The 22,563-nt window shown below is 72.7% G+C and carries 17 protein-coding genes; 8 read left to right on the top strand and 9 right to left on the bottom strand.

Features of this window, described 5'->3' with window-relative positions; genetic code table 11:
- Window positions 1-654, bottom strand: coding sequence for a response regulator transcription factor (locus ACGFMM_RS17925; protein WP_393647306.1), 654 nt, complete (start codon window positions 652-654; stop codon window positions 1-3).
- Window positions 655-808: 154 nt separating this feature from the next.
- Between ACGFMM_RS17925 and ACGFMM_RS17920 the strand changes: the two genes are divergently transcribed.
- Both ACGFMM_RS17920 and ACGFMM_RS17915 read left to right on the top strand, forming a co-directional pair.
- A complete protein-coding gene (locus tag ACGFMM_RS17920) occupies window positions 809-1,699 on the top strand; it encodes an ABC transporter ATP-binding protein (RefSeq protein WP_393647305.1) in 891 nt (296 codons plus the stop codon).
- A complete protein-coding gene (locus ACGFMM_RS17915) occupies window positions 1,696-2,688 on the top strand; it encodes a transporter (protein WP_393647304.1) in 993 nt (330 codons plus the stop codon). Before ACGFMM_RS17920 ends, ACGFMM_RS17915 begins: the two co-directional genes overlap by 4 nt.
- Before the next feature lie 96 nt (window positions 2,689-2,784).
- Here ACGFMM_RS17915 and ACGFMM_RS17910 read toward each other — a convergent pair whose 3' ends face one another.
- Window positions 2,785-3,207: a secondary thiamine-phosphate synthase enzyme YjbQ gene (locus tag ACGFMM_RS17910; protein ID WP_393647303.1), complete on the bottom strand. Its 423-nt coding sequence runs from the start codon at window positions 3,205-3,207 to the stop codon at window positions 2,785-2,787.
- 132 nt (window positions 3,208-3,339) lie between these two features.
- Here ACGFMM_RS17910 and ACGFMM_RS17905 point away from each other — a divergent pair, with 132 nt between their 5' ends.
- On the top strand, window positions 3,340-4,428 hold the full coding sequence (locus ACGFMM_RS17905) for an FAD-dependent oxidoreductase (RefSeq protein ID WP_393647302.1): 1,089 nt from the start codon (window positions 3,340-3,342) through the stop codon (window positions 4,426-4,428).
- Window positions 4,429-4,519: 91 nt separating this feature from the next.
- Here ACGFMM_RS17905 and mltG read toward each other — a convergent pair whose 3' ends face one another.
- Window positions 4,520-5,386, bottom strand: coding sequence for an endolytic transglycosylase MltG (gene mltG, locus ACGFMM_RS17900; protein ID WP_393647301.1), 867 nt, complete (start codon window positions 5,384-5,386; stop codon window positions 4,520-4,522).
- A 365-nt stretch (window positions 5,387-5,751) separates the two neighbouring features.
- Window positions 5,752-7,581, bottom strand: a complete 1,830-nt coding sequence (locus ACGFMM_RS17895) for an ABC transporter ATP-binding protein (protein ID WP_393647300.1) — start codon at window positions 7,579-7,581, stop codon at window positions 5,752-5,754.
- A 147-nt stretch (window positions 7,582-7,728) separates the two neighbouring features.
- Here ACGFMM_RS17895 and ACGFMM_RS17890 point away from each other — a divergent pair, with 147 nt between their 5' ends.
- On the top strand, window positions 7,729-8,187 hold the full coding sequence (locus ACGFMM_RS17890) for a MarR family winged helix-turn-helix transcriptional regulator (RefSeq protein WP_393647299.1): 459 nt from the start codon (window positions 7,729-7,731) through the stop codon (window positions 8,185-8,187).
- A gap of 11 nt (window positions 8,188-8,198) precedes the next feature.
- Window positions 8,199-11,132: an FAD-binding and (Fe-S)-binding domain-containing protein gene (locus tag ACGFMM_RS17885; RefSeq protein WP_393647298.1), complete on the top strand. Its 2,934-nt coding sequence runs from the start codon at window positions 8,199-8,201 to the stop codon at window positions 11,130-11,132.
- A gap of 64 nt (window positions 11,133-11,196) precedes the next feature.
- Here the strand turns inward: ACGFMM_RS17885 and ACGFMM_RS17880 are convergent, their stop codons facing one another.
- Window positions 11,197-12,804, bottom strand: a complete 1,608-nt coding sequence (locus ACGFMM_RS17880; RefSeq protein WP_393647297.1) for a peptide-N4-asparagine amidase — start codon at window positions 12,802-12,804, stop codon at window positions 11,197-11,199.
- Between the two features lie 164 nt (window positions 12,805-12,968).
- On the opposite strand from ACGFMM_RS17880, the gene ACGFMM_RS17875 reads away from it, so the two are divergent.
- Both ACGFMM_RS17875 and ACGFMM_RS17870 read left to right on the top strand, forming a co-directional pair.
- Entirely contained in the window at window positions 12,969-14,858 is a 1,890-nt protein-coding gene (locus ACGFMM_RS17875) for an ABC transporter transmembrane domain-containing protein (RefSeq protein WP_393647296.1), read from the top strand.
- Entirely contained in the window at window positions 14,855-16,636 is a 1,782-nt protein-coding gene (locus ACGFMM_RS17870) for an ABC transporter ATP-binding protein (RefSeq protein WP_393647295.1), read from the top strand. The genes ACGFMM_RS17875 and ACGFMM_RS17870 overlap by 4 nt, the downstream gene beginning before the upstream one ends.
- A gap of 15 nt (window positions 16,637-16,651) precedes the next feature.
- On the opposite strand, the gene ACGFMM_RS17865 is transcribed toward ACGFMM_RS17870, so the two are convergent.
- On the bottom strand, window positions 16,652-18,706 hold the full coding sequence (locus ACGFMM_RS17865) for a tetratricopeptide repeat protein (protein ID WP_393647294.1): 2,055 nt from the start codon (window positions 18,704-18,706) through the stop codon (window positions 16,652-16,654).
- 513 nt (window positions 18,707-19,219) lie between these two features.
- Here ACGFMM_RS17865 and ACGFMM_RS17860 point away from each other — a divergent pair.
- On the top strand, window positions 19,220-19,435 hold the full coding sequence (locus ACGFMM_RS17860) for a hypothetical protein (RefSeq protein ID WP_393647293.1): 216 nt from the start codon (window positions 19,220-19,222) through the stop codon (window positions 19,433-19,435).
- A 26-nt stretch (window positions 19,436-19,461) separates the two neighbouring features.
- Here the strand turns inward: ACGFMM_RS17860 and ACGFMM_RS17855 are convergent, their stop codons facing one another.
- From ACGFMM_RS17855 to ACGFMM_RS17845, 3 genes are all read right to left on the bottom strand, one after another.
- Entirely contained in the window at window positions 19,462-20,613 is a 1,152-nt protein-coding gene (locus tag ACGFMM_RS17855) for a hypothetical protein (RefSeq protein WP_393647292.1), read from the bottom strand.
- Window positions 20,614-20,746: 133 nt separating this feature from the next.
- Window positions 20,747-21,718: a tetratricopeptide repeat protein gene (locus tag ACGFMM_RS17850; protein WP_393647291.1), complete on the bottom strand. Its 972-nt coding sequence runs from the start codon at window positions 21,716-21,718 to the stop codon at window positions 20,747-20,749.
- A gap of 12 nt (window positions 21,719-21,730) precedes the next feature.
- Window positions 21,731-22,516, bottom strand: a complete 786-nt coding sequence (locus ACGFMM_RS17845; RefSeq protein ID WP_393647290.1) for a metal-dependent hydrolase — start codon at window positions 22,514-22,516, stop codon at window positions 21,731-21,733.
- Window positions 22,517-22,563: the final 47 nt, after the last annotated feature.

Raw genomic sequence — 22,563 nt, 5'->3', positions numbered from 1 at the left:
TCAGATCCGGTACCCGGCGCGGGCCACGGTTTCGATGAGCGGCGGATCGCCGAGTTTCGCCCTCAGCCGGTTGATCGTCGCCTTCACCGTGGTGGTGAACGGGTCGGCCGCCTCGTCCCAGACGCGGTCGAGGAGCTCCTCCGCAGAGATCACCCTGCCCCGGCCGGTGAGCAGGTACTCGAGGACCGCGAACTCCTTCGGGCTGAGCGGCAGGCGGGCCCCGGCGCGGGTGGCGATGCGCTGCGCCGGGTCGAGCCGGAGGTCGCCGTGGAGCAGGATCGGCGGCGTCGCCGCGTGGTTGCGCCGCCCGACCGCACGGATCCTGGCCACGAGCTCGGCGTACGCGAAAGGCTTCGGCAGGTAGTCGTCCGCGCCGAGACCGAGCCCGTCGACCCGCTCCGCGATCGTGCCCGAAGCGGTCAGCATCAGCACACGGCTGGACGCCTCCCGGGCGACCAGGGTGCGGCAGACGTCGTCGCCGTGCACGCCGGGCAGATCGCGATCCAGGACGACGACGTCGTAGTCCACGACATCGGTACGCTGCAGCGCGGCCGCGCCGTCGTAGGCGACGTCGACAGCCATCCCCTCCCGGCGCAGCACTCGCGCCACCGAGTCGGCGAGCTCCGTCTGATCCTCGACCACCAGCACCCTCATGGTTCGAGGTTATCGGCGCCTCCGTCACAGCACGGTCACAACGAAGCTGACCGTGCTGTGACCGCCCACCTCCTACAAACGGGTCCCACATCCGTGAGTACGTGAGACGGGAGATCAACCTATGCACCACTCACACAGCGTCAGGCGCGAAGCGATGACGCCGATCATCGAGGCGGAAGGGCTTGGCAAGCGCTATGGCCGGACGACAGCGCTGACGGACTGCAACCTGCGCGTACCGGCCGGGCGGATCGTCGGCCTGGTCGGTCCGAACGGCGCGGGCAAGTCCACGCTGCTCGGGCTGGCCTGTGGCGTGATCGCGCCGACCACCGGAAGCGTCGCGGTGCTGGGCGAGCGCCCGGCTGCCGGAGCCGTTCAGCTGGCCAGGGTCGGTTTCGTCGCGCAGGAGGCCCCCGTCTATTCCGGGCTGACCGTCGCCGACCATCTGCGACTGGGCGCCAGGCTCAACCCCCGTTGGGACATGTCCCTGGCGCAGCGGCGCATCCAGCAGCTCGGCCTCGACCCCGCGCAGAAGGCCGGCCGGCTGTCCGGTGGTCAGCGGGCCCAGCTCGCCCTCACCGTCGCTGCAGCCAAACGAGGCGAGCTGCTGATCCTCGACGAACCGGTTGCGTCCTTGGACCCGTTGGCCCGCAGCGCGTTCCTGCGCGACGTGCTGGACTTCGTCGCCGAACTCGGCGTCAGCATCGTCCTCTCCTCACACCTGCTCGGCGACCTGGAGCGGGTCTGCGACCACCTCATCGTGCTGGCCGCGTCGCGGGTCCAGCTCGCCGGCGATGTCACCGACCTCCTCGCCGTCCACTACCGGATCACCGGTACGCGAGCCGGTCTTGACGACCTGCCCGCCGGAGCCGAAGTCATCCACGTCGACCGCTCCGCCCGCGAGGCCACCGTGATCGTGCGCTGCAGCGACCCGATTCCGGGTGCGGACCACGCCGACCTGGAAGACATCGGCCTGGCGTACATGTCCCGTGCCGCCGAGACGTCGGTCCGCGGCTCTTCGCTCACCCCGGTGGAGGCACAGCGATGATCTGGTTGACCTGGCGGCAGTTCCGTACGCAGGCGGTGGTCGCGTTCGTGGCGCTGGCTGCGCTGGCGATCTACCTCGTCATCCTCGGCTACCAGATGCGGCACGCCTACAGCACCGACATCGTCGGCTGCCGGCCCGCCGACTGCACCGGCGCCCGGCGAGCCTTCGAGGAGGCGTACGGGGCGCAGGTCGCCTCGGTCGGTGCCCTGCTGTTGGGCATGCCGGCGCTGATCGGAGTCTTCTGGGGCGCGCCGCTGGTCACCCGCGAGCTCGAGGAGAAGACCGACCGTATGGTCTGGAACCAGAGCATCACCCGCACGCGCTGGCTCGCGGTCAAACTGACGCTCCTCACCCTGGTCAGCATGGCGGTCACCGGGCTTCACAGCCTGCTTCTGACCTGGAGCGCCAGTCGCTACGACCAGCTGATCGGCGATCGGTTCGGGGCGTTGACCTTCGCTTCGCGCAACATCGCCCCCATCGGGTACGCCGCCTTCGCATTCCTCCTCGGCACCGTCATCGGGCTGCTCGTGCGCCGCACGTTGCCGGCCATGGCGCTGACCCTCGCCCTGTTCGCCGTGATTCAGGTCCTCATGCCCGCCGCGCTCCGACAGCACCTCATGACGCCGGTCACCAGCACCGTGACGCTCGACGTCGAGGCGATGTCACGAGCGGACTTGATGGGCATGGACGAGAGCGGGGCGCGGATCGACGGCTACACGATGCCCGGCGCGTGGTCGCTGACGTCCAGCAGCAAGGTGTTCAACGCGGACGGTACGCCGTACACCGCCAAACAGGCGGAGCTGTGTCGGCAGAGCGATCCGCTGGCGGCAATGCAGTGCACCGCCCGGCAGAAGCTGCACTTCAGCTACACGTACCAGCCCGCCGACCGCTATTGGCCGTTCCAGTGGATCGAGCTGTCGGCGTTCCTCGGGCTCACGCTGCTCCTGACCGGGTTCGCCTTCTGGCGGATCCGCACCTGCTCCAACTGAACACGCCGGGGCCCCGCCTCGCCCATCGCGGCGGGCTCCCCGGCCCAACCGTTCGGTACGGCCGGAAATCCCGCCGACGGTCCCGCAGTACCGCCACTACCCGAGGAACGACATCCGGACCTGGCGCTCCGGGTTGTCCTTGTTGGTGTCGACGAGGCAGACGGACTGCCATGTACCCAGGACCAGGCGGCCGTTGACGACCGGGAGGGTGGCGTGGGGTGGGACCAGGGCGGGGAGGACGTGGTCGCGGCCGTGGCCGGGGCTGCCGTGGCGGTGCTGCCAGCGGTCGTCGGCGGGGAGGATGTGGTGGAGGGCGGTGAGGAGGTCGCGGTCGCTGCCGGCGCCGGTCTCCAGGAGGGCGAGGCCCGCGGTGGCGTGGGGGACGAAGAGGTTGAGCAGGCCGTCGCGGCCGGCGGCGGCCTCGCGGAGGAAGTCCTCGCAGGCGCTCGTGAGGTCGGTGACGGTCTCGGAGCGGCCGGTGGCGAGGTCGAGGACCTTGGTGGTGAAGGCGGCTGACATGGGGCCCATTGTCGCGCCCGGCCCTGCGGGACCGCGCAGGTACACACCGAGGTTCGGCCGCGGTCCGCGGACGGCTGTGGGGTGCGGCGCGGGGCCGGGAAGATCTCGGCGCCGGCGCTGGTTAGTGGAATCGTGAACGATTTCGGAGTGCGCGACGTGGACGTGGTGGTCGTCGGAGCCGGGCAGGCGGGGCTGTCCGCCGCGTACCACCTGCGGCGCCGCGGGTTCGAGCCCGAGCGCGACTTCGTGGTGCTCGACCACGCGCCGCGGCCCGGCGGCGCCTGGCAGTTCCGCTGGCCGTCGCTCACGTACGGCAAGGTGCACGGGATGCACGCGCTGCCCGGGATGGAGCTGACGGGCGCCGACCCCGCCCGCCCCTCGTCCGACGTCATCGGGGAGTACTTCTCCTCCTACGAGGAGGCCTTCGACCTGCGCGTCCACCGCCCCGTCGACGTCCAGGCCGTGCGCGAGGGCCCCGACGGGCGGCTGCTCGTCGAGTCGTCCGAGGGGACCTTCGCCACCCGGGCGCTGATCAACGCCACCGGCACCTGGGACCGGCCCTTCCTCCCCCGCTACCCGGGCCAGGAGACCTTCCGGGGGCGCCAGCTGCACACCGTCGCCTACCCCGGCCCCGAGGCCTTCGCCGGGCAGCGGGTGGTCGTGGTCGGCGGCGGGGCGTCCGGGACGCAGCACCTCATGGAGATCGCCGAGGTCGCCGCCGCGACGACCTGGGTGACCCGGCGGGAGCCGGTCTGGCGGGAGGGACCGTTCGGCGAGGAGCAGGGGCGGGCCGCCGTCGCCCTGGTCGAGGAGCGGGTACGGCAGGGACTGCCGCCGCAGAGCGTGGTGTCCGTGACCGGCCTCCCGCTCAACGACACGATCCGCCGCGCACGCGAGCGCGGGATCCTGGACCGGCAGCCGATGTTCGACCGGATCACACCGACGGGCGTGGCCTGGGACGACGGCCGGTCCGTCGACGCGGACGTGATCCTCTGGGCGACCGGCTTCCGCGCCGCCATCGACCATCTCGCCCCGCTGCGGCTGCGCGAGCCGGGCGGCGGCATCCAGGTGGACGGCACCCGGGCGGTGCGCGACGCACGCATCCATCTCGTCGGGTACGGTCCGTCCGCCTCGACCATCGGCGCGAACCGCGCCGGGCGGTCCGCCGTGACAGAGATCCGCCGGCTGCTCGCGGGGCAACCGGAGCCGGTCCCCGCGTAGGGCCCGTTCTCGGCTTAGAGCCGTTGTCCGGTGGTGCCCGTTCTCGGGTGGGGCCCGTTCTCGGCTGGGGCCGCTCTCGTGTCGCGCCCGTTCAGCCTGCCGTCGCGCGTCTGCGCTCCTCGTTGAAGTCCTCTACGTTGCGCTGCTGTTCGGCGTAGTCGGCCGTGAATCTCGTGTCGCCGGGCCTGACCGTGACGAAGTACAGCCAGTCCCCCGGCGCCGGGTCGATCGCCGCCGCCATGGCCTGTTCGCCCGGGTTGGCGATCGGGGTGGGTGGGAGGCCCTTGCGTTCGTAGGTGTTGTAGGGGCTGTCGATACGGGTGTCCTCGTAGCTCGTGTCCACGGTGGAACGATTCAGCGCGTAGTTGAGCGTCGAGTCCATCTGCAGCGCCATCCCGGCGGCAAGCCGGTTGTGCACCACGCGCGACACCTTGGCCATGTCCTCGACGGAGTCCGCCTCGGCCTGGACGATGCTGGCCACGATGACCGTCTGGTGCAGGCTGAGCCCGTGCCGCTGCGCGCCCGCCGTGACGCCGGCGGCGCCGAAGCGCTCCCCCGCCGTGCGGACCATGTAGCGGAGCAGGCTCTCCGCAGTGGTCGTGGACTCGACCGGGTACGTCGCGGGGAACAGGTAGCCCTCGGGGTTGCCGCGGGCGGCGGCCGGGAGCGCGGGGGCGGCGGCCGTCATGGCCTTGCGGGCGGTACCGGCGGGGAGCTTCAGGGCGCGGTCGACGGCGGCGTACACCTGGCCGGCCCGCCAGCCCTCCGGGATCAGCAGGGTGCGTCGCTTCTCCGCCACGACCGGGGGCTTCCCCTCCGGGCGGAGCAGCAGCAGCGGTACGGCGACGGCGGCCGCCACGACGAGCAGCGCGGTCGCGAGCAGCAGCAGCCGGCCGCGCATGGTCAGACGGCTCCGGCGCCGGTGCGGGTCTCCGGGCCGGGGGAAGGCATGCCTCATGAGGGGCACGCTATCCCGGCGAACGGAATTATCCGGGTAAATGCCTATCTTCCGGTCGTATGACTTGTGACAGCGCGCGGGACGTGCGGGACGTGCGGGCATACGACGGCGGCGCCGCCGATCCCCTGGGACGGGGGACCGCGGCGCCGCCTTCCTGCTCGACCCCGAGGGTCAGTTCAGGGTCAGACGAGCCAGCCCAGGAAGTGGAAGACGCCGGCGAGCAGGTTGGTGATCAGGTCCATGGTGGTGCTTCTCCTCGTACAGGTACTTCTTCAGGGACAGCGCAGTCGCGGTCTGCAGCCCGTCACTTGCGCACCGTAATCATCCGTCGTCGCGGAGGCGTCGGGCAACGGAAACGGAAACGATCACACGTACCGGGGAACAACCGCTCGGGCGTTCGTGTGTTCGTCACGGCGCACCAGGGCCGCGTACCGGCCGTTGCGGTCGAGGAGTTCGTCGTGACTGCCGCGCTCGACGATCCGGCCGGACTCAAGGACGACGATCTGGTCGGCGTCGCGGACGGTGGAGAGGCGGTGGGCGATGGTGATGGTGGTGCGTCCGGCGGAGAGCGCGTCGATGGCCTGCTGGACCGCGTGCTCGGTGCGCGTGTCGAGCGCGCTGGTCGCCTCGTCGAGGATGAGCACCGGCGGGTCGCGCAGGATGGTGCGGGCGATGGCCAGCCGCTGTTTCTCGCCGCCGGAGAAGCGGTAGCCGCGCTCGCCGACGAGGGTGTCGTAGCCGTCGGGCAGCGAGGCGATGTGGTCGTGGATCTGCGCGGCGCGGGCCGCGGCCTCGATCTCCTCGTCGGTGGCGTCGGGTTTGGCGAAGCGCAGGTTGTCGGCGACGGAGGCGTGGAAGAGGTACGTCTCCTGGGAGACCACGCCGACCGCGCGCGCCAGCGTGTCGAAGTCCAGGTCGCGGACGTCGACGCCGTCGAGGGTGACCCGGCCGCCGGTCACGTCGTACAGCCGCGGCACGAGGTAGCTGAGGGTGGACTTGCCGGAGCCCGTGGGGCCCACGACGGCCAGACCGGAGCCAGCGGGAACGGTCACGTCGACGCCGTCGAGGGTGGGGCCGTTGTCCGCGTCGTAGTGGAAGTCCACGTTCTCGAAGGCGACTTCGCCGCGTATCTTCTCCAGCCGCACCGGCCGCTCGGGCTCGGTGATGTCGACCCGCAGGTCGAGGTACTCGAAAATCCGCTGGAACAGGGCGAGCGAGGTCTGGATCTGCACACCGGTGGAGAGCAGGCTGACGGCCGGGCGGAACAAGCCCTGCTGCAGCGAGACGAAGGCGACCAGGGTGCCGATCGACAGCGCCGGGCCGCCCGACTGGAGGGCGAGGCCGGCGGCCCAGTAGATCAGGGCGGGCATGGCGGCCATGACGATGCCGATGGTGGACATCCGCCAGCGCCCGGCCATGGAGGAGCGCACTTCGAGGTCGACGAGGCGCTCGGACTCCTCGGCGAAGGACCGGGTGAGCGAGTCGGCGCGGCCCATGGTGCGGCCGAGCAGGATGCCGCTGACGGAGAGCGACTCGGTGACGGTGGCGGCCATGGCGGCCATCTGCTTCTGCCGTTGTGTGGTGATCCTCTTGCGCTCCCGGCCGACCCGGCGGCTGATCCACACGAACACCGGCAGCAGGACCAGCGAGACGAGCGTGAGCCGCCAGTCCAGCGCCAGCATGGCCACAATGGTGGCGACGACCGCGGTCACGTTGGAGACCAGGGACGTCGCGGTCGAGGTGACCGTGGCCTGCATCCCGCCGATGTCGTTGGCGATCCGGGACTGGACCTCGCCGGTGCGCGTGCGGGTGAAGAAGGCCAGCGGCATGCGCTGGAGCTGGGCGTAGACGGCGGTGCGCAGATCGTGCATCACGCGCTGGCCGACCGTGGTCGATATCAGCGTCTGGAGCACGCCGAACACGCTGGTCATCACGGCGGTGGCGATCATGCCGAGGGCGAGCAGGCTCAGCAGGCCGGTGCGGCCCTGCGGGATCGCCGTGTCCAGGATCTCCTTCAGCAGGAACGGCGAGGCGACCGAGACCAGCGACGACGCGCCGACGAGCAGCACGACGACGGAGAGCCGGCCGCGGTACGGACGGAAGAGTCGCAGGATCCGCCGGATCTGGGCGGGCTCCTGCGGCTGGGCCGAGTCACGGGGCGGGGGCGTCCAGGTGGACTGGTCGTGGGGGTGCATGGGCTCCTACGCGGGTCGGACGGGTTCGATCAGTGAGGTTCGATCAGTGAGGTTCGGTCGGACGGATCTCCATCCAATCAAGTCGATCAGAGCCTAGCTCATTGTTACCTATACTCACAATGAACGAGGTCCTGATATTGTTCCCGCATGAACACCCCGGAAGCGCGCACCCCCGACTCCGACGGTCTGCTCGCCGAGCAGCTGCTGCGCCTCACACGACGCCTGCACCGCATCCAGAAGCAGCATCTGGAGCCGGTCGGCATCACCCCCGCGCAGTCCCGGCTGCTGCGCACGGTCGCGCACTACGACCGGCCGCCCCGCATGGCCGACCTCGCCGCCCGGCTCGAGGTCGTGCCGCGTGCCGTGACCAGCCTGGTCGACGGTCTGGAGGCGGGCGGCCGGGTGCGCCGGGTGCCGGATCCGACGAACCGGCGGGTGGTCCGGATCGAGCTCACCGACGCCGGCCGGGTCACGCTGCGCGAGCTGCGCAGCGCGCGCCGGGCCGCCGCAGAGGACATCCTGGCTCCATTGACCGGTGAGCAGCGCGACCTGCTCGGCGGTCTGCTGACCGCTCTGGTCGACCCGGCACCGGAGCGCCGCTGCTGAGGGAGCCCGCGATGCCGCTGCTGGAGCCCGACCCGCACACCCTGCGCCCCGGCAGCCGCCGCAGAACCCCGGCCCCCGACCGGGTCCCCGACCTCCTGGCCCGCGGCACCCCCGGCCCGCTCCGCGACGAGCTGACCGCCCTGCTCGGCGGCGATCCCCGCAAGGTCCTGTCCACCGTCTCCGACCTGGTGCGCTACGCCTCCGACGCCAGCCCCTACCGCTTCGTCCCGCAGGTCGTGGTCGTCCCCGAGGACGTCGACGACGTCTCCGCCGTGCTGTCGTACGCGCACGGCAAGGGCCGCGAGGTGGTCTTCCGGGCGGCCGGCACCAGCCTGAACGGCCAGGCCCAGGGGGAGGACATCCTCGTCGACGTCCGCCGCCACTGGACCGGCGTCCAGGTTCTCGACGACGGCGCGCGGGTCCGTGTACGCCCCGGCACCACCGTCGCCCGGGTCAACGCGGCACTCGCCCGGCACGGCCGTGTGCTCGGCCCCGACCCGGCCAGCGCCGTGGCGTGCACGGTCGGCGGGGTCGTCGCCAACAACGCCTCGGGCATGACCGCCGGCACCGCCCGGAACGCGTACCGCACGCTCGCCTCGCTCACCGTCGTCCTGCCGAGCGGCACCGTCGTCGACACCGCCGACCCGGCCGCCGACGAGGAGCTGGCCCGCGCCGAGCCGCGGCTGTGCGCCGGACTCATGGAGATCAAGGCGGAGATCGAGGCAGATCCGGAGCTGAGCGCCCGGATCCGGGCCAAGCACACCATCAAGAACACCCACGGCTACCGCCTGGACGCCTACCTCGACGGCGACACGCCGGTACGGATCCTGCGCGGTCTGATGGTCGGCTCCGAGGGCACCTTCGGCTTCATCTCCGAGGTCGTGCTCGACACCCTGCCGTTGCACCGCGAGACCGCTGCCGCCCTGCTCTTCTTCCCCTCGCTGCCCGCCGCGGCCGCCGCCGTGCCCCGCTTCAACGACGCCGGCGCCCTGGCCGTGGAGCTGATGGACGGCAACACGCTCCGTGCCTGCGCCGGCGTCCCCGGCGTGCCCGCGGACTGGGCCGGGGTGCCGAAGGAGACCACCGCGCTCCTGGTCGAGTTCCGCGCCGAGGACGCAGCGGCCCTGGACGCGTACGAGCGGGCCGCCGAGGAGATCCTCACGGGCCTTGACCTGGTCTCGCCGACGGCCCCGGCGGACCACGCGTTCACGCGCGACCCCGACGCCATCGCCGGGTACTGGAAGGCCCGCAAGGCGTTCGTTGCCGCGGTCGGCGGTTCACGGCCGTCCGGCACGACGCTGATCACCGAGGACTTCGCGGTGCCGCCGGAGCGGCTGGCCGAGGCCTGCGCGGCGCTGCTCGACCTCCAGCGGCGGCACGGCTTCGACGCGGCCGTCGCCGGCCACGCGGCCCACGGCAACCTGCACTTCCTGCTGGCGTTCGACGCGGCCGACCCGGCGGACGTGGAGCGGTACTCCCGCTTCATGGCGGACTTCTGCAAGCTCACCGTGGAACGGTTCGACGGCTCCCTCAAGGCCGAACACGCCACCGGGCGGAACCTCGCGCCGTTCCTGGAGCTGGAGTGGGGGCCGCGGGCCACCGAACTGATGTGGCGGACCAAGCAGGTCATCGACCCGGATGGGGTGCTCGCCCCGCGCATCGTGCTCGACCGCGACCCCAGGGCCCATCTGCGCGGGCTGAAAACGCTTCCGAAGGTGGAGGCCGAGGTCGACGCGTGCATCGAGTGCGGCTTCTGCGAACCCGTCTGCCCGAGCCGCGATCTGACGACCACTCCGCGCCAACGAATCGTGCTGCTACGAGAGTTGATGCGGCAGGCCGACGGCGCTCCGGTGGCGGAGAGCCTGCTCCAGTCGTACGGGTACGACGCCGTGGACACCTGCGCCGGCGACTCCGCGTGCCGACTGGCCTGCCCGGTGGGCATCGACACCGGGCGGCTGATGAAGGACTTCCGCCACGAGAGGCACTCCCGGGCCGAGGAACGGGCCGCCGCAGTCGCGGCGAAGCACTACCGGAGCGTGGAGACCGCGGCGCGGCTCGCGGTGGCGGCCGCGGCCCCGCTGGGCGACCGGTTCCTGGAGTCGGTGACCGGCCTGGCCCGGCGGGCCGTGCGCCCCGACCTCGTACCGGAGTGGCTGCCGGAACTCCCCGGCGCGGCGCCCCGGCGGCTGCCGCGTACGCACCGTCCGGCGGCGGTCGCCGTGTACTACCCGGCCTGCGTGAACCGGATCTTCGGCGGTCCCGAGGGACGGAGCGGGCCGTCGCTGCCGGAGGCCGTGGTGCGTCTTTCGGCGCGGGCGGGCCGGCCGGTGTGGATCCCGGAGGACGTGGCGGGCACCTGCTGCGCCACGATCTGGCACTCCAAGGGGTACGCGCGGGGCGCGGCGGTCATGGCCAACCGGATCGTCGAGGCCGCCTGGGGCTGGACGGCCGGCGGCACGCTGCCGCTCGTGGTCGACGCCTCGTCGTGCACCCTCGGCCTCGCGCGGGAGGTCGTGCCGTATCTCACCGACGACAACCGGGAGTTGCACGCGGAGCTTACAGTCGTCGACTCGCCGGTCTGGGCGGCGGACGAGCTGCTCCCCCGGCTGACGGTGCGCCGCCGGACCGGTTCGGCGGTGGTCCATCCGACCTGCTCGATGCGGCACCTCGGCGACGAGGACCAACTCACGGCACTGGCCGAGACGGTGGCCGACGAGGTCGTCGTACCGCTGGACGCGGGCTGCTGCGCCTTCGCGGGCGACCGCGGGCTGCTGCACAAGGAGCTGACGGAGTCGGCGACGGCCCGCGAGGCGGCGGAGGTGACCTCGCGGGCGTACGACGCACATCTGTCGGCGAACCGGATGTGCGAGATCGGCATGGACCACGCGACCGGCCGGACGTACTCCTCGGTGCTGCTGGAGCTGGAACGCGCCACGCGCCCGTGAGCCCGTCCGGCGGAGACGGGGACGGGTCCGGGGCGGGTCCCGGGTGCGGGACTTCAGCCGTGGATCAGCAGCGGCGCAGGTCCTCGACCAGCATGCCCTGGACGGTCCTCAGAGAGCGGTCGTGACAGCCGGCGGAGCCGTACACGCGGTAGCGCTCGGACGTGGTGCCGACTGCGTGCCGCTGGTCGCGCGGAACACCGGTGGTGTACGTGGCGTCGCCCTCGTAGCGGTCGTCGAGCCGCTGCCAGGACAGCCGTTCGCCGTTGCGCACGACGGTGGTGTCGGCGCGGTCCTCGAGGGTCAGCACGGTGCGCAGCCGTGCGTCGGCGCCGAGGGTCGTCTCGCCGTCCATGGTGTACGTGCGGTGGGTGCGGGTCGTGGTGCGGCCGACGGTGACGGACTCGTCGTCGGTCCAGGCGGCAGCTAGCGCGTCGAGGTTCTCGCCCTCCGTCCAGCGGTGGACGGAGGTGTTCGCGAGGCTGCGCGTGACGGTGGTGGCGACGCGGCCGTGCGAGGTGTTCAGATGGCCGGCCACGGTGAGCCGGTGGCCGCCGTCCGTGTCGAGCCGGTGTTCCGAACCGGGCGTGTGCACCGAGGAGTTGCGCGGATCTGACTCCTCGTGGCGGTCCAGCCCCCCGGTCACCACGGTGCTCCCCTCGTCCTGCCAGAGCAGCAGGTTGGTGGGGGTGCTCCAGCCGGTCTGCCCGGCGGGGACGCCGGCGACCGAGACCTCGACGCGGTGCTCGCGGCCGTCGTTGAGCAGCGCCGCGAACGGGGTGAGGTCGTAGACGACCGGCTGGATGTCGAAGGCGCGCGGCCCGGGGGTGACGTACCAGAGGAAGGGGTTGGACCAGCCGCCGGTCCAGACGGTCGGGAACGGGGCGGCGATGCCGGCGAGCCGGCCGTCCACGGCGATCCGTACCTCGCGGTAGGGGCCGTCGTCGGCGTGACAGGAGTACGGGGCGGCGTTGGGCGCCGTCATGTACCAGTACTCCTCGCAGCCGCCGCCGGAGCCGGTGGCGTACACCTCGGCGAGGATCCGTTCGGTGTTGCGCGGGGTGGTCAGGCGGGCGTTCTCCAGCGGGAGGACCTTGTCCGGGGTGGCGGCGGGCCGGACGGTCCCGCGGGCCGCGTAGAAGGTCAGGGTGACCTTGACGTCGAGGATCCCGGTGTAGGTCTCGTTGACGACGTTGCCGATGAGCATCTCGACGGACTGCGGGCGGGCGAGCGTGTCGCGGTACCGGGTGACGTCCTTCTCGACGGACCAGGCGATGCCGTCGGGCGAGGGCTGCGGGGTGGAGGTGCGCAGGATCTCGACGCCGCCGACGGTGACGTACCCCAGCCGGTCGTACTGGCGGCCCTTCACGCTGCCGTCGAGCCGCAGCACGACCTTGGCCCAGCGTGTGCCGCATTCCTTCGGCGGGGCGTAGTCGCCCCGGTACGGCGTGAAGTCGCGGAACTGCGCCTGGGCGAGGGTGACGGTGCATGACCGGGTGTCGGGCCTCTCGACGGGCGGTGCGGCGGTGACCGGATCGTGCCAGTCGCTGCCGAACTCGGCCGGCGGGACGGGCGCCGCGGGTGACGCGGCGGTGGCTGCCGGGGCAGCGGAGAGCAGTGCGCCCGCGACCAGCGCCAGGCCACTGATCATGCTCATGATCCTCTGAGGTCTCATGGCACGCGAGTGAAGCGCGGGAGCGGCGGCGCGGTCCAGAGGGCCATGTGGGATCTTGGCGTGTTCTGTGCCCAGTTGCGGGAAAATCGTTTGCCGATCACTCCCCGGAAGACGAACCTTGTCGAGGTTGTTCCCCCCGCAGCAGAACCGACCTCTGGGACGTCATGAAGATCCACGAGCTTCCGTACGCCGATCCAGGGGTCCCCGACGTCCGCTCGGGCACCCGGTTCCTCCTGTGGCTCGGCCGCAACCAGCTGGGCGGGCAGGTCAAGGCGATGCTCTGGGGCCTGCTGCTCCAGCTCGGCATCGCCGCGCTTCCGCTCGGCGTCGGCTTCGCGGTCCAGGCCGTCGTGGACGGCAGCGGCGGCCGGCTGGCGCTCGCCGGCGGACTCATCGCGGCGCTCGGCGTCGCCATCGCCGTGGGCGACGTCATGCTCCACCGCGTCGCCGTCACCAACTGGATCACCGCCGCCGCCCGGGTGCAGCAGCTGCTCTCCCGCAAGACCGCCGAGCTCGGCTCCGTACTGACCCGGCGGGTCGCCGCGGGCGAGGTCGTCGCCGTGTCCACGGCCGACGTGGAGAAGATCGGCTGGTTCGTCGAGGCGCTCTCGCGCTTCGCGGCCGCCGCGCTCGCCCTCGTCGTGGTCTGCGTCGGCCTGCTCGTGTACCAGCCCGCGCTCGGCGCCGTCGTCGCCGCGGGCGTCCCGGTGCTCGCGCTGGCCGTGCTGCCGCTGCTGCCGCGCGCCACCAAGCGCGCCGACGTGCAGCGCGAGAAGGCGGGCCGGGCCACCGAACTGGCCTCCGACACCGTCGCCGGACTGCGGGTGCTGCGCGGCATCGGCGGCGAGGAGCTGTTCCTCGACCGCTACCGGGCCGCCTCGCAGGAGGTCCGCAAGGCCGCCGTGCACAGCGCCCGGATGTGGGCGGTGATCGCGGCCGTCCAGGTGGTGCTGCCGGGGCTGCTGCTGCTCGCCGTCGTCGCGTACGGGGCACGGCTCGCGCTCGACGGGCGGATCTCGGTCGGCGAACTGGTCACCGTGTACGGCATGGTGGCGCTCACGTACCAGCCGCTGCGGCACTTCGAGGAGATCGCCATGGCGTACTCCTTCTCCAAGCCGTCGGCGAAACGGGCCGCCCGCGTGCTGTCGCTGAAGCGGACCACGACCACCTCGGACGCGCGCACCGACACCCCGGCGGCCGCGCTCGGCGGCGACCTGTACGACCCCGCCACCGGCGTCCTCGCCCCGGCCGGGCTGCTCACCGCCGTGGTCTGCGGCGACCCCGACGCGGCCGGCCGGCTCGCCGACCGGCTCGGCGGACATCCGACGGAGCCGGACGAGGCGCATGCCTCGGTCCTGCTCGGCGCGGTACCGCTGGACGAGCTGCCGCTGGACACCGCCCGCACCGCCGTCCTCGTCCAGGACAAGGACCCGGTGCTGCTCTCGGGCACGCTGCGGGACCTCCTGGACGTGCCGTCCTCCGGGAAGGTCGGGACGGGCGAGGCGCTGGACGCGGCGCAGTGCGGCGATGTGCTCGACGCGCTGGCGCAGGCGTCGGTGGACACGGACGGCGACCCGATGCGCACCCGGATCACCGAGCGCGGACGCTCGCTCTCCGGCGGTCAGCGACAGCGCCTGGCACTGGCCCGTTCGCTGGTCACCGACCCGGAGGTGCTGGTGCTCGACGAGCCGACGTCGGCCGTCGACTCGCACACCGAGTCGCGGCTCGCGGCGGGCGTGGCCCGGCTGCGGCAGGGCCGGACGACGGTCGTGCTGGCCTCCTCCCCGCTGCTGCTCGACCTCGCGGACCGGGTCGTCCTGGTCCACGAGGGGCAGGCCGTGGCGGTCGGCACGCACCGCGCACTGCTCCGCACGGAGCCCCGGTACCGGGCCGTGGTCACCCGCGAGACCGAAGAGGAACTCGCGACGCGGCAGACGACGGACCGCGAACGACTCGACCAGACCGACCGAATTGACGGGATCGACCGGATCGACCGGATCGACCGGATCGACGACGAGCTGGAACTCGCGGAAGCGGAAGGAGAATCGGCATGATCGGCATCGCACCGCCGGAGTACGACCCCGCGGCGCCGACGTCGGCGACCACCCTGCCCGTCGGCACGACGGCGACCGTCCGCGGATACGTACGGGAGCTGCTGCGCCGCCACCGCAGGGCCTTCGTCCTGCTGGTGAGCGTGAACGCGGTGGCCGTCGTGGCCTCGATGGTCGGGCCGTACCTGCTCGGCGGGCTCGTCGAGCGGCTGGCCGACGGGGAGCGCGAGCTGCACCTCACCTACACGGTCGGCCTGTTCGCGGCCGCGCTGGTGGTGCAGGCCGTGTTCGTCCGGCTGGTGCGGCTGCACGGCGCGATGCTCGGCGAGGAGATGCTGGCCGATCTGCGCGAGGACTTCCTCGTCCGGTCGGTGGGCCTGCCGCCGAGCGTCCTGGAGCGGGCCGGCACCGGCGATCTGCTGTCGCGGATCACCACGGACGTCGACCGGCTCTCCAACGCGATGCGCGAGGCAGTGCCGCAGCTGGCGATCGGCGTGGTGTGGGGCGGACTGCTGATCGGCGGCCTGACGCTGACCGCGCCGCCGCTGGCCCTGGCGGTCGTCATCGCCGCACCGCTGCTCATCGTCGGCTGCCGCTGGTACTTCAAGCGGGCTGGCGCGGCGTACCGCTCGGAGGCGGCGGGGTACGCGGCGGTCTCCGCCGCGCTGGCCGAGACCGTCGACGCGGGCCGGACCATCGAGGCGCACCGCCTCGGTGCGGGCCGGGTCGCGCTGTCGGACCGGAGGATCAAGCAGTGGACGGCGTGGGAGCGGTACACGCTCTTCCTGCGCACCGTCCTGTTCCCGGTCGTCAACCTGACCCACATGCTGGTGCTGGGCTCGGTGCTGATGCTGGGCGGCGCCTTCGTCCTCAACGGCTGGATGACGGTGGGCCAGTTGACCACCGGCGCGCTGCTCGCGCAGATGCTGGTGGACCCGATCGGGATCGTGCTGCGCTGGTACGACGAACTGCAGGTGGCGCAGGTGTCGCTGGCCCGCCTCGTCGGCGTGCGCGACATCGAGCCGGCCGCCGGCGACGACGCGGTACGGCCCGAGGGCCGGGCGGTCCGGGCGGACGAGGTCCACTTCGGCTACCGCGCGGGCGTCGACGTCCTGCACGAGGTGTCGCTGGCCGTCGCCCCGGGCTCCCGGCTCGCGCTGGTCGGCCCGTCGGGCGCCGGCAAGTCCACGCTGGGCCGGCTGCTCGCGGGCATCTACGCCCCGCGCACGGGCACGGTCACGCTCGGCGCGGCCGAGCTGGCGCGGATGCCCGCGGAGCGGGTGCGGGAGCACGTGGCGCTGGTCAACCAGGAGCACCACGTGTTCGTCGGCTCGCTGCGGGACAACCTGCTCCTCGCCCGCACCGGCGCCGAGGACGCCGAACTGTGGGCGGCCCTGGGCGCGGTCGACGCCGACGCCTGGGCCCGGGCCCTGGACGACGGCCTGGACACGGAGGTCGGCTCCGGCGGTCTGGCGCTGAGCCCGGCACAGGCCCAGCAGATCGCCCTGGCCCGCCTGGTCCTGGCGGACCCGCACACCCTGGTCCTCGACGAGGCGACGTCCCTCCTCGACCCCCGCGCCGCCCGGAACCTCGAGCGCTCCCTGTCCCGCGTCCTCGACGGCCGCACGGTCGTCGCCATCGCCCACCGCCTCCACACCGCCCACGACGCCGACGTCATCGCCGTCGTCGAGGACGGCCGCATCACCGAACTCGGCAGCCACACCGCTCTGGTGACCGCCGACGGCGCGTACGCGGCACTGTGGCACTCGTGGCACGGGTGACGGGCGGGCGCGCGATCAGGGAGGGTTCGGTGCGGGCCCGGCTGCCCCGCTCAGCCGGCGCAGGTGACGTTCCGCCACCACCAGTGAGTGGCCGTACAGATCCTCATTGGCTTCGGCCAGCCGTCGCAGGACACGTACGCGCTCTTCGGCCACGGAGTGCGCCTTCGGGAGGGCTCGTGCCCGCAGGTACTGCCCGAAGAGCGCGTACAGCGCGCTGTCCAGGAGCGGGCCGTAGAAGCGGAAGTTCCGCTGGGTCTGGACCCGCCTGATGGCCACGGCTTCCTCCAGGCGCACCAGCGCCTCGTCGAGCCGGCCGAGCTCGACGAGCGCCCAGCCGAGATTCTGCAGGGAGCCCGCGAGCTCGACCCCGTCCTGGGCGGGATCGCCCTCGCCTATCACCACGTGGCTGTGCCGGACTCCCTCAAGGGCCAGCTCATGGCGCACCCCGGCGGGCAGCCACCGCGCGGCGTTGTTCGCCAGGGCGTAGGTCAGGTCTCGGCGGTACTGGTTGGACAGTTCCGGATCCTCGGTCTCGAAGCGCGCCATGAGGTCCCGGTAGATGTCCGCGGCCTCGCTCGTGGCTTCGAGCGCCTGGCGGCGGTCACCGTTCCGCTGGAAGAAGATCCCGGCCCAGTCCAGGCCGAAGGCGAGCTCGGCCCGCTGCCCGTCGTCCATGTCCGGGAAGCGTCGCCGGATCTCGAGGTCCTTCCGGATCTCCGCAGCGGCCTTCGCGTAGTCCCCGATCCCGTCCAGCCGGTGCGCGAACGTCCGGTGGAGCCGGGCACGGGCGTAGGCGTCGTCACCCGCCCGATCGAGGCGGTACGCCATGAGGCGCTCGGTGAGCACGGCCGCCCCGGCATCGAGCTCGACGTCCTTCATCGGCAGCCCGGCCTCGAAGCGGTCGAGCACGGACTCGGGTATCCAGGGGTTGTCGGCGAGCCGGGCGATCCCGGCGGAACCGGCCTGCAGGAACAACCTGGGCCGGTCAACCAGCAACGGGACCAGTTGCCGTGTGGTGACGTGTTCCCAGCGGCGCGCGGTCTCGATCAGGGTGATCAGAGTCGACTTCGCCCAGGGCGTGTCGTCGTCACGGTCGTCGCCCCTCCGTACGTCGCCGGTGATCAGTCTCCTCGGCGCCTCGATGGCCCAGTGGTCGCTCAGGGGGGACACGGCGGGCTCGGTCGGCAGGAGAAGCGCGAGAAAGTCCTCACCGAGCAGGTCGGGGTGCAGCGGCTGCAGCACGGTCCCGAACCGGTGCGCCGGATAGGCGACCGCATGGTCCTTGATGACCTTCGCCGCGGGTTCGTGGGAGTCCATACCGATCCGGCCGACCGCGACGAGCGCCTCGGCCGGTGGGAGAGCTCCCGTGAGCGTGGCGGTGTACACCGCCTGCGCGAACACGTCCGGCCCGATGGACACGCGCCCGGATGCCGACAACCGCTCCCAGTGGTCGCGTTCGCGCATGATCAGGTAGGCCGAGATGCCGGCCCGGCTGCCGGGAGGGAGCTCGCCTCTCCGGGCCGCCTCGGTGTCGGCCAGGGCGGCCATGTGCACGGACAGCACGGTGGAGAACCCGTCGGCGCCGAGATCACGGGGTCGTCCGGGCGGCTGCGTGCCGAGCGCGGACCCGAAGAACTCGCAGGCTCGCGCGTAGAGGGTGTGCCGGTCCACACCTTCGTCCTGCTCCAGCGGCAGGAGCGCCAGATCGTCGAACGGGACCCGCCAGTCGGTGAGATGACGGGTGGGAGTGCTCCACCATCCTCCCGCGGATCGGGCGATGAGGAGCACACGGACCCGTCGGCCCTCCTGCTCCCGGCAGTCGCTCAGGAAGTCGATGAGATCCTGCTGCGGCCAGCGCTCGGCGTAGTCCACGATCAGCAGCTGCCCGTGCGTTCCGCGCGGCTCACCGGCGTGCTCGCCGGATCGGAGGTCCGCTGCGGCCGCTCCGGACGCGTGGTCGTTCCCGTGGCGTACCTCAAGAACCGTCCAGCCGTCCCGACGGCTCTCCGTCCCGAACTGGATGGCCAGTCGCGACTTCCCCTGGCCACCCGGGCCGTGCAGCAGCCGCACGGAGACCGTGGCCGGTGAGCCGTCCTGGACACCGCGCCACGCACGCAGCGACTTCAGGGCCGGTTCACGACCGACGAACTCGATCTGCTGATGCTCCGCGCGCAGCAGCAGACTCGGGCGTTCGCGTGCTTCCCGCGACGTGAAGCGGCGGCGGACCGGCAGGCCCTGGGTCAGTGGGGCGGAGCTTCAGGGAACGGGCCATCCGTCTCACGGTCTCCGGGCGTGGCAGCGTCGGACCGCCGAGGCAACCGCGCACCGCGCCACGGGACAGTTCGGTCACCTCGGTGAGCCACTGCTCGGTCTTCTGCTGGGAGTCCTTCGCCCGGGACAGGCGCGACTTGAGCTCGGCCAGGGCCTCCGACGCCTCGTCACCCGTCCGTTCGCCGGCCAAGGTCTGCCCCCGTTCGGAGTCCGAACTGCCCTGTACACCAACGTACACAGTGAACGGCGGTGGACGACCTGTCCGCGAGGTTGGTCCTGACCACACGACACACCTCACGGAGGGAACTCCTCGTGGACCTCACCCGCACGCACCTCGTCCTTGCCGTCCTGGGCGCGGTGCTCGCCCTCGTCCTGGCCGGACTCGTCGGCGCCGCGACCGCCTTCCTCGGCATCCGGGCCGGCGAGAGCCTTCCGAACGCCGCGCTGAAGGGAGGGAGGGCCTTCGCCGGAACGCTGATGCTCGTGATCGCCGCCGCGGCACTGGGCGTCAGCGCGTTCGGGCGGTGAACGGCCCCGGCGCCGAGGCAGAGCCCCTACGAGCCCGTCGGCGGGTCGTAGGCCTGTTTCGAGGCGCAGGTCCAGATGACGGGGTGGATGCGGCCCGTGGCGTCGGCGGCGCGGCCGGCCACGCGGTCGCGGTCGTCCACCGCGTAGGCGCCCGAGAGGCCGGTGGCGGCGAGGCGCGGCAGGGCGAGGACGGGGCCGGTGCCGGGCCAGTACTGGGCCTGGGGCGGCGGGGCCGTCTCGGGGGGCCAGGGGCCGGTGATCGTGGAGTCCGCCGCGGTGCCGACCGCCGCCCCGGTCGTGGGGCTGAGGTCCTCCAGGACGCCCGCGGTGCGGCGCCCGGCGGTGGGCAGGTAGCGGGGGTCCTCGGCGTACGGCGGGGTCCAGAGCAGGCCCGAGGACTCCAGGGCCCGTGAGTACGTGAAGACCCCGACGATCCGGCCGCGTTCGTCGATCTCGCGGGGCTGGTAGGTGGTGTACGTGTCGCCGGGGTACAGCGGCGGCAGTTCGACCGCCGCGGCCGTCGCGTCGGCGCTCCACATCAGGGCCGGGTAGTAGCCGGCGCCGTCCGCGTCCCAGCCGTACCCGTGGCCGACGATCTGCCCGGCGTCGTTGATCCCGCCGATCTCCTCCAGCCGGACGTGCGCGGGCAGCGCGAGCTCGCGGCGGACCGTGCGGCCCTGCCACTCGACGCCGACGAGGGTGTCGCCGTCCTGCCGCTGCCCCACGATCCGCCCGGAGGCGTTGATGTCCCGTACGGTCCCGCCGCCCGGCAGCAGCGTCGCGGTGCGCGCACCCGCGCGGTAGCTGAAGGCGGCGGGCGGGCGTCCCGGCGCGGTGAACGTGCCGGCCATCAGGCCGTGCCGGTTCACCGCGGCGACCGTTCCGCCCGTGTAGCCCGCGGGCAGCGGCACCTGCCGCACCCGGTCGCCGCGCCAGTAGACCGGCTTCCCGTCCGACTGCCCGACGGACAGTCCGCGCCGGCCGAGGTCGCTGACCGCGCCCCCGCCCGTGGGCGTCAAAGTGCGCAGCTGCTTGATCGACGGCACACACGGCCGCGCGGCCGCCTCCGCCGCCACTGTGCCCGCCGGTACGGCCACGGCCACCGCGGCGAGCGCGGTCAGCGCCGCCGTGATCCCCCGTCTCGTGCCGTGCGCGTGCCGTATTCCCCGTCCGTTCATGAGGACCCCCCAGTCCAACGATCGGAAACCGACGGACTTCTGACGGTCCGTCGGCGTGCGTGAGGGGACATCATGGACGCTGCGGGACGGAATGGCCAGACGGCCGGGCCGGCCACGAACGACCGGCGTCGCCTCACCGCGCTGCCGCGGACTCCAGCAGCTCCCGCGCCTCGACGGCGCGCTCGTGGTCCGGGCCGAAGACCGCCGTGCAGGACTCCAGAGCCCGCGCGGCCTCCGCCCGTGCCTCCGCCGTGCGGCCCAGGCCGTGCAGGGCGCGGGCCACCGCGAGGTCGGTCAGGCCCGTGTCGGCGGCCTGGGCGCCCGTGTCGTAGAGGCGGGCCGTGGTCACCTCGGCCAGCGCCTCGTCGTGGCGGCCCTGGCCGGAGAGCGCCCGGGCGAGGCCGGCCCCGAGGACCGGCAGCGTGCGCGTGACGCCGGGTGCGGAAGCGGCCCGGACGGCCTGCGTCAGGGCCCCGCGGGCCACGGACTCGGCCTCCGCGTGACGGCCGGAGCCGTTCAGCGCGGCCGCGAGCACCGTGCTCGCCGCGAGCCAGGGCATGGTGGCGTCGGGCGCCCGGAGCCGGTCGGCGCAGGCGGCGACCGCGAGGGCCTCCGCTTCGGCCTCCGCATGCCGGCCGAGCTGGGCGAGCGCAGCGGCGCGGTTGGTGCGCAGCTGGAGGGTCCACAGGTGCTCGGGCCCGTTGATCCGGGTCATCCGGGGCAGCAGTACGTCGTACGCGGCGACCGCCTCCTCGCGCCCTCCGCGCAGACTCCGCACCATCTCCGCGAGCCCCAGGACGTGTACCTGCAGCGCGTCGTCCGGCAGGTGCGTGCGCGTCGCGGCGATCGCGCGGGCCTCGTCCTCCGCCTCCGTGAAGCGGCCGTCCGCGTGCAGCGTCGCGACGAGGGTGAGCCGCGCCGAGACCATCACCGGGTGCGTCGCCCCGAACAGGTGCCGGGCGTCGCGGATCACCGCACGCAGCCCCTCCTCGGCCTCCGCGTGCCGCCCCTGGCCGCTCAGGGCGTGAGCGGTGCGGATCCGCTGCTCCAGAATCCGCGGACTGCGGGAGCTCGCGCCGCCGCGGAACAGATCGAGAATCCCCATGCCGCCGCTCCCCTACAGGTAGCCGAGCGCGGACGCCCCGCCCACACCGCCGAGCAGCATGAACGCCGGCATCAGCACCTTCAGCTCCACCCAGGAGCCGGCCCGGAACCGCATCGCCTTGGGCGGGCCGATCGGGTACCAGCGCTTGCGGCCCACGGGGATCGGCCACAGGATCGGGCAGCCGGAGACGGTCAGCGCGTCGCCGATGTCGTGCACCAGCGCGCCCAGCACGATCGGCAGGCCCAGCCACAGGTAGTCCTGACCGGTGAACAGCCAGTCGGCGCCGCTGCCGGGCTTGTCGAGGACGCCCGCGAGGATCCACGCGCTGGTCGCGCCGAGCAACCACACGAGCACGTCGCTGGACATCCGCGCGGCCCGCCACAGCAGGCCCTCGACGGCGAGCACGAGGTGCACGAAGAGGATCGCGAGCACGGCCCAGCGGCCGCCGGTGACCGCCGCCGCGGACGCGCCGGCGCCGATCAGCACCGCCCACACCCAGGTGTGGGTGAGGGTGCGGTGGCCGCCGGAGCGGCGCGGGTCGGCCGTGGAGCGGGTCGCCTTGTACACCGCGTACGACAGCTTGTCGACGATCTCGCACAGGCCCCGCGAGACCGGCCCGAAGGCCCGCGAGATGGTCGCGGACTTGTGGTCGAGGTCCGGCGCGAGCGCCGCGCCCGCGCAGATGAGCGCGCCGACCACCAGCACCGGCCACGGCATCGGGTGTCCGAAGCCGGCCGCGGCCGCCCCCACGCCCAGCCAGGCCGCCGCTCCCGACAGCGAGTGCGCCGGTCCCATCATGGTCGTTCCCGCCCCATTCGTCGTACGCCGGCGCTCAGTTGACGACC

It is taken from the genome of Streptomyces sp. NPDC048604, assembly GCF_043199435.1.
In the GTDB taxonomy this organism is placed as follows: Bacteria; Actinomycetota; Actinomycetes; order Streptomycetales; family Streptomycetaceae; genus Streptomyces.
The sequence above is the reverse complement of the archived record's forward strand: the minus strand, read 5'-3'. Positions and strand labels throughout refer to the sequence as shown.

Excerpts from the sequence above, each read along its gene's own strand:
- ACGFMM_RS17925 (WP_393647306.1), bottom strand. The coding sequence starts at position 654 with ATGAGGGTGCTGGTGGTCGAGGATCAGACGGAGCTCGCCGACTCGGTG.
- ACGFMM_RS17920 (WP_393647305.1), top strand. The coding sequence starts at position 809 with ATGACGCCGATCATCGAGGCGGAAGGGCTTGGCAAGCGCTATGGCCGG.
- ACGFMM_RS17915 (WP_393647304.1), top strand. The coding sequence starts at position 1,696 with ATGATCTGGTTGACCTGGCGGCAGTTCCGTACGCAGGCGGTGGTCGCG.
- ACGFMM_RS17910 (WP_393647303.1), bottom strand. The coding sequence starts at position 3,207 with ATGTCAGCCGCCTTCACCACCAAGGTCCTCGACCTCGCCACCGGCCGC.
- mltG (WP_393647301.1), bottom strand. The coding sequence starts at position 5,386 with ATGAGGCATGCCTTCCCCCGGCCCGGAGACCCGCACCGGCGCCGGAGC.
- ACGFMM_RS17895 (WP_393647300.1), bottom strand. The coding sequence starts at position 7,581 with ATGCACCCCCACGACCAGTCCACCTGGACGCCCCCGCCCCGTGACTCG.
- ACGFMM_RS17890 (WP_393647299.1), top strand. The coding sequence starts at position 7,729 with ATGAACACCCCGGAAGCGCGCACCCCCGACTCCGACGGTCTGCTCGCC.
- ACGFMM_RS17885 (WP_393647298.1), top strand. The coding sequence starts at position 8,199 with ATGCCGCTGCTGGAGCCCGACCCGCACACCCTGCGCCCCGGCAGCCGC.
- ACGFMM_RS17880 (WP_393647297.1), bottom strand. The coding sequence starts at position 12,804 with ATGAGACCTCAGAGGATCATGAGCATGATCAGTGGCCTGGCGCTGGTC.
- ACGFMM_RS17875 (WP_393647296.1), top strand. The coding sequence starts at position 12,969 with ATGAAGATCCACGAGCTTCCGTACGCCGATCCAGGGGTCCCCGACGTC.
- ACGFMM_RS17870 (WP_393647295.1), top strand. The coding sequence starts at position 14,855 with ATGATCGGCATCGCACCGCCGGAGTACGACCCCGCGGCGCCGACGTCG.
- ACGFMM_RS17855 (WP_393647292.1), bottom strand. The coding sequence starts at position 20,613 with ATGAACGGACGGGGAATACGGCACGCGCACGGCACGAGACGGGGGATC.
- ACGFMM_RS17850 (WP_393647291.1), bottom strand. The coding sequence starts at position 21,718 with ATGGGGATTCTCGATCTGTTCCGCGGCGGCGCGAGCTCCCGCAGTCCG.
- ACGFMM_RS17845 (WP_393647290.1), bottom strand. The coding sequence starts at position 22,516 with ATGATGGGACCGGCGCACTCGCTGTCGGGAGCGGCGGCCTGGCTGGGC.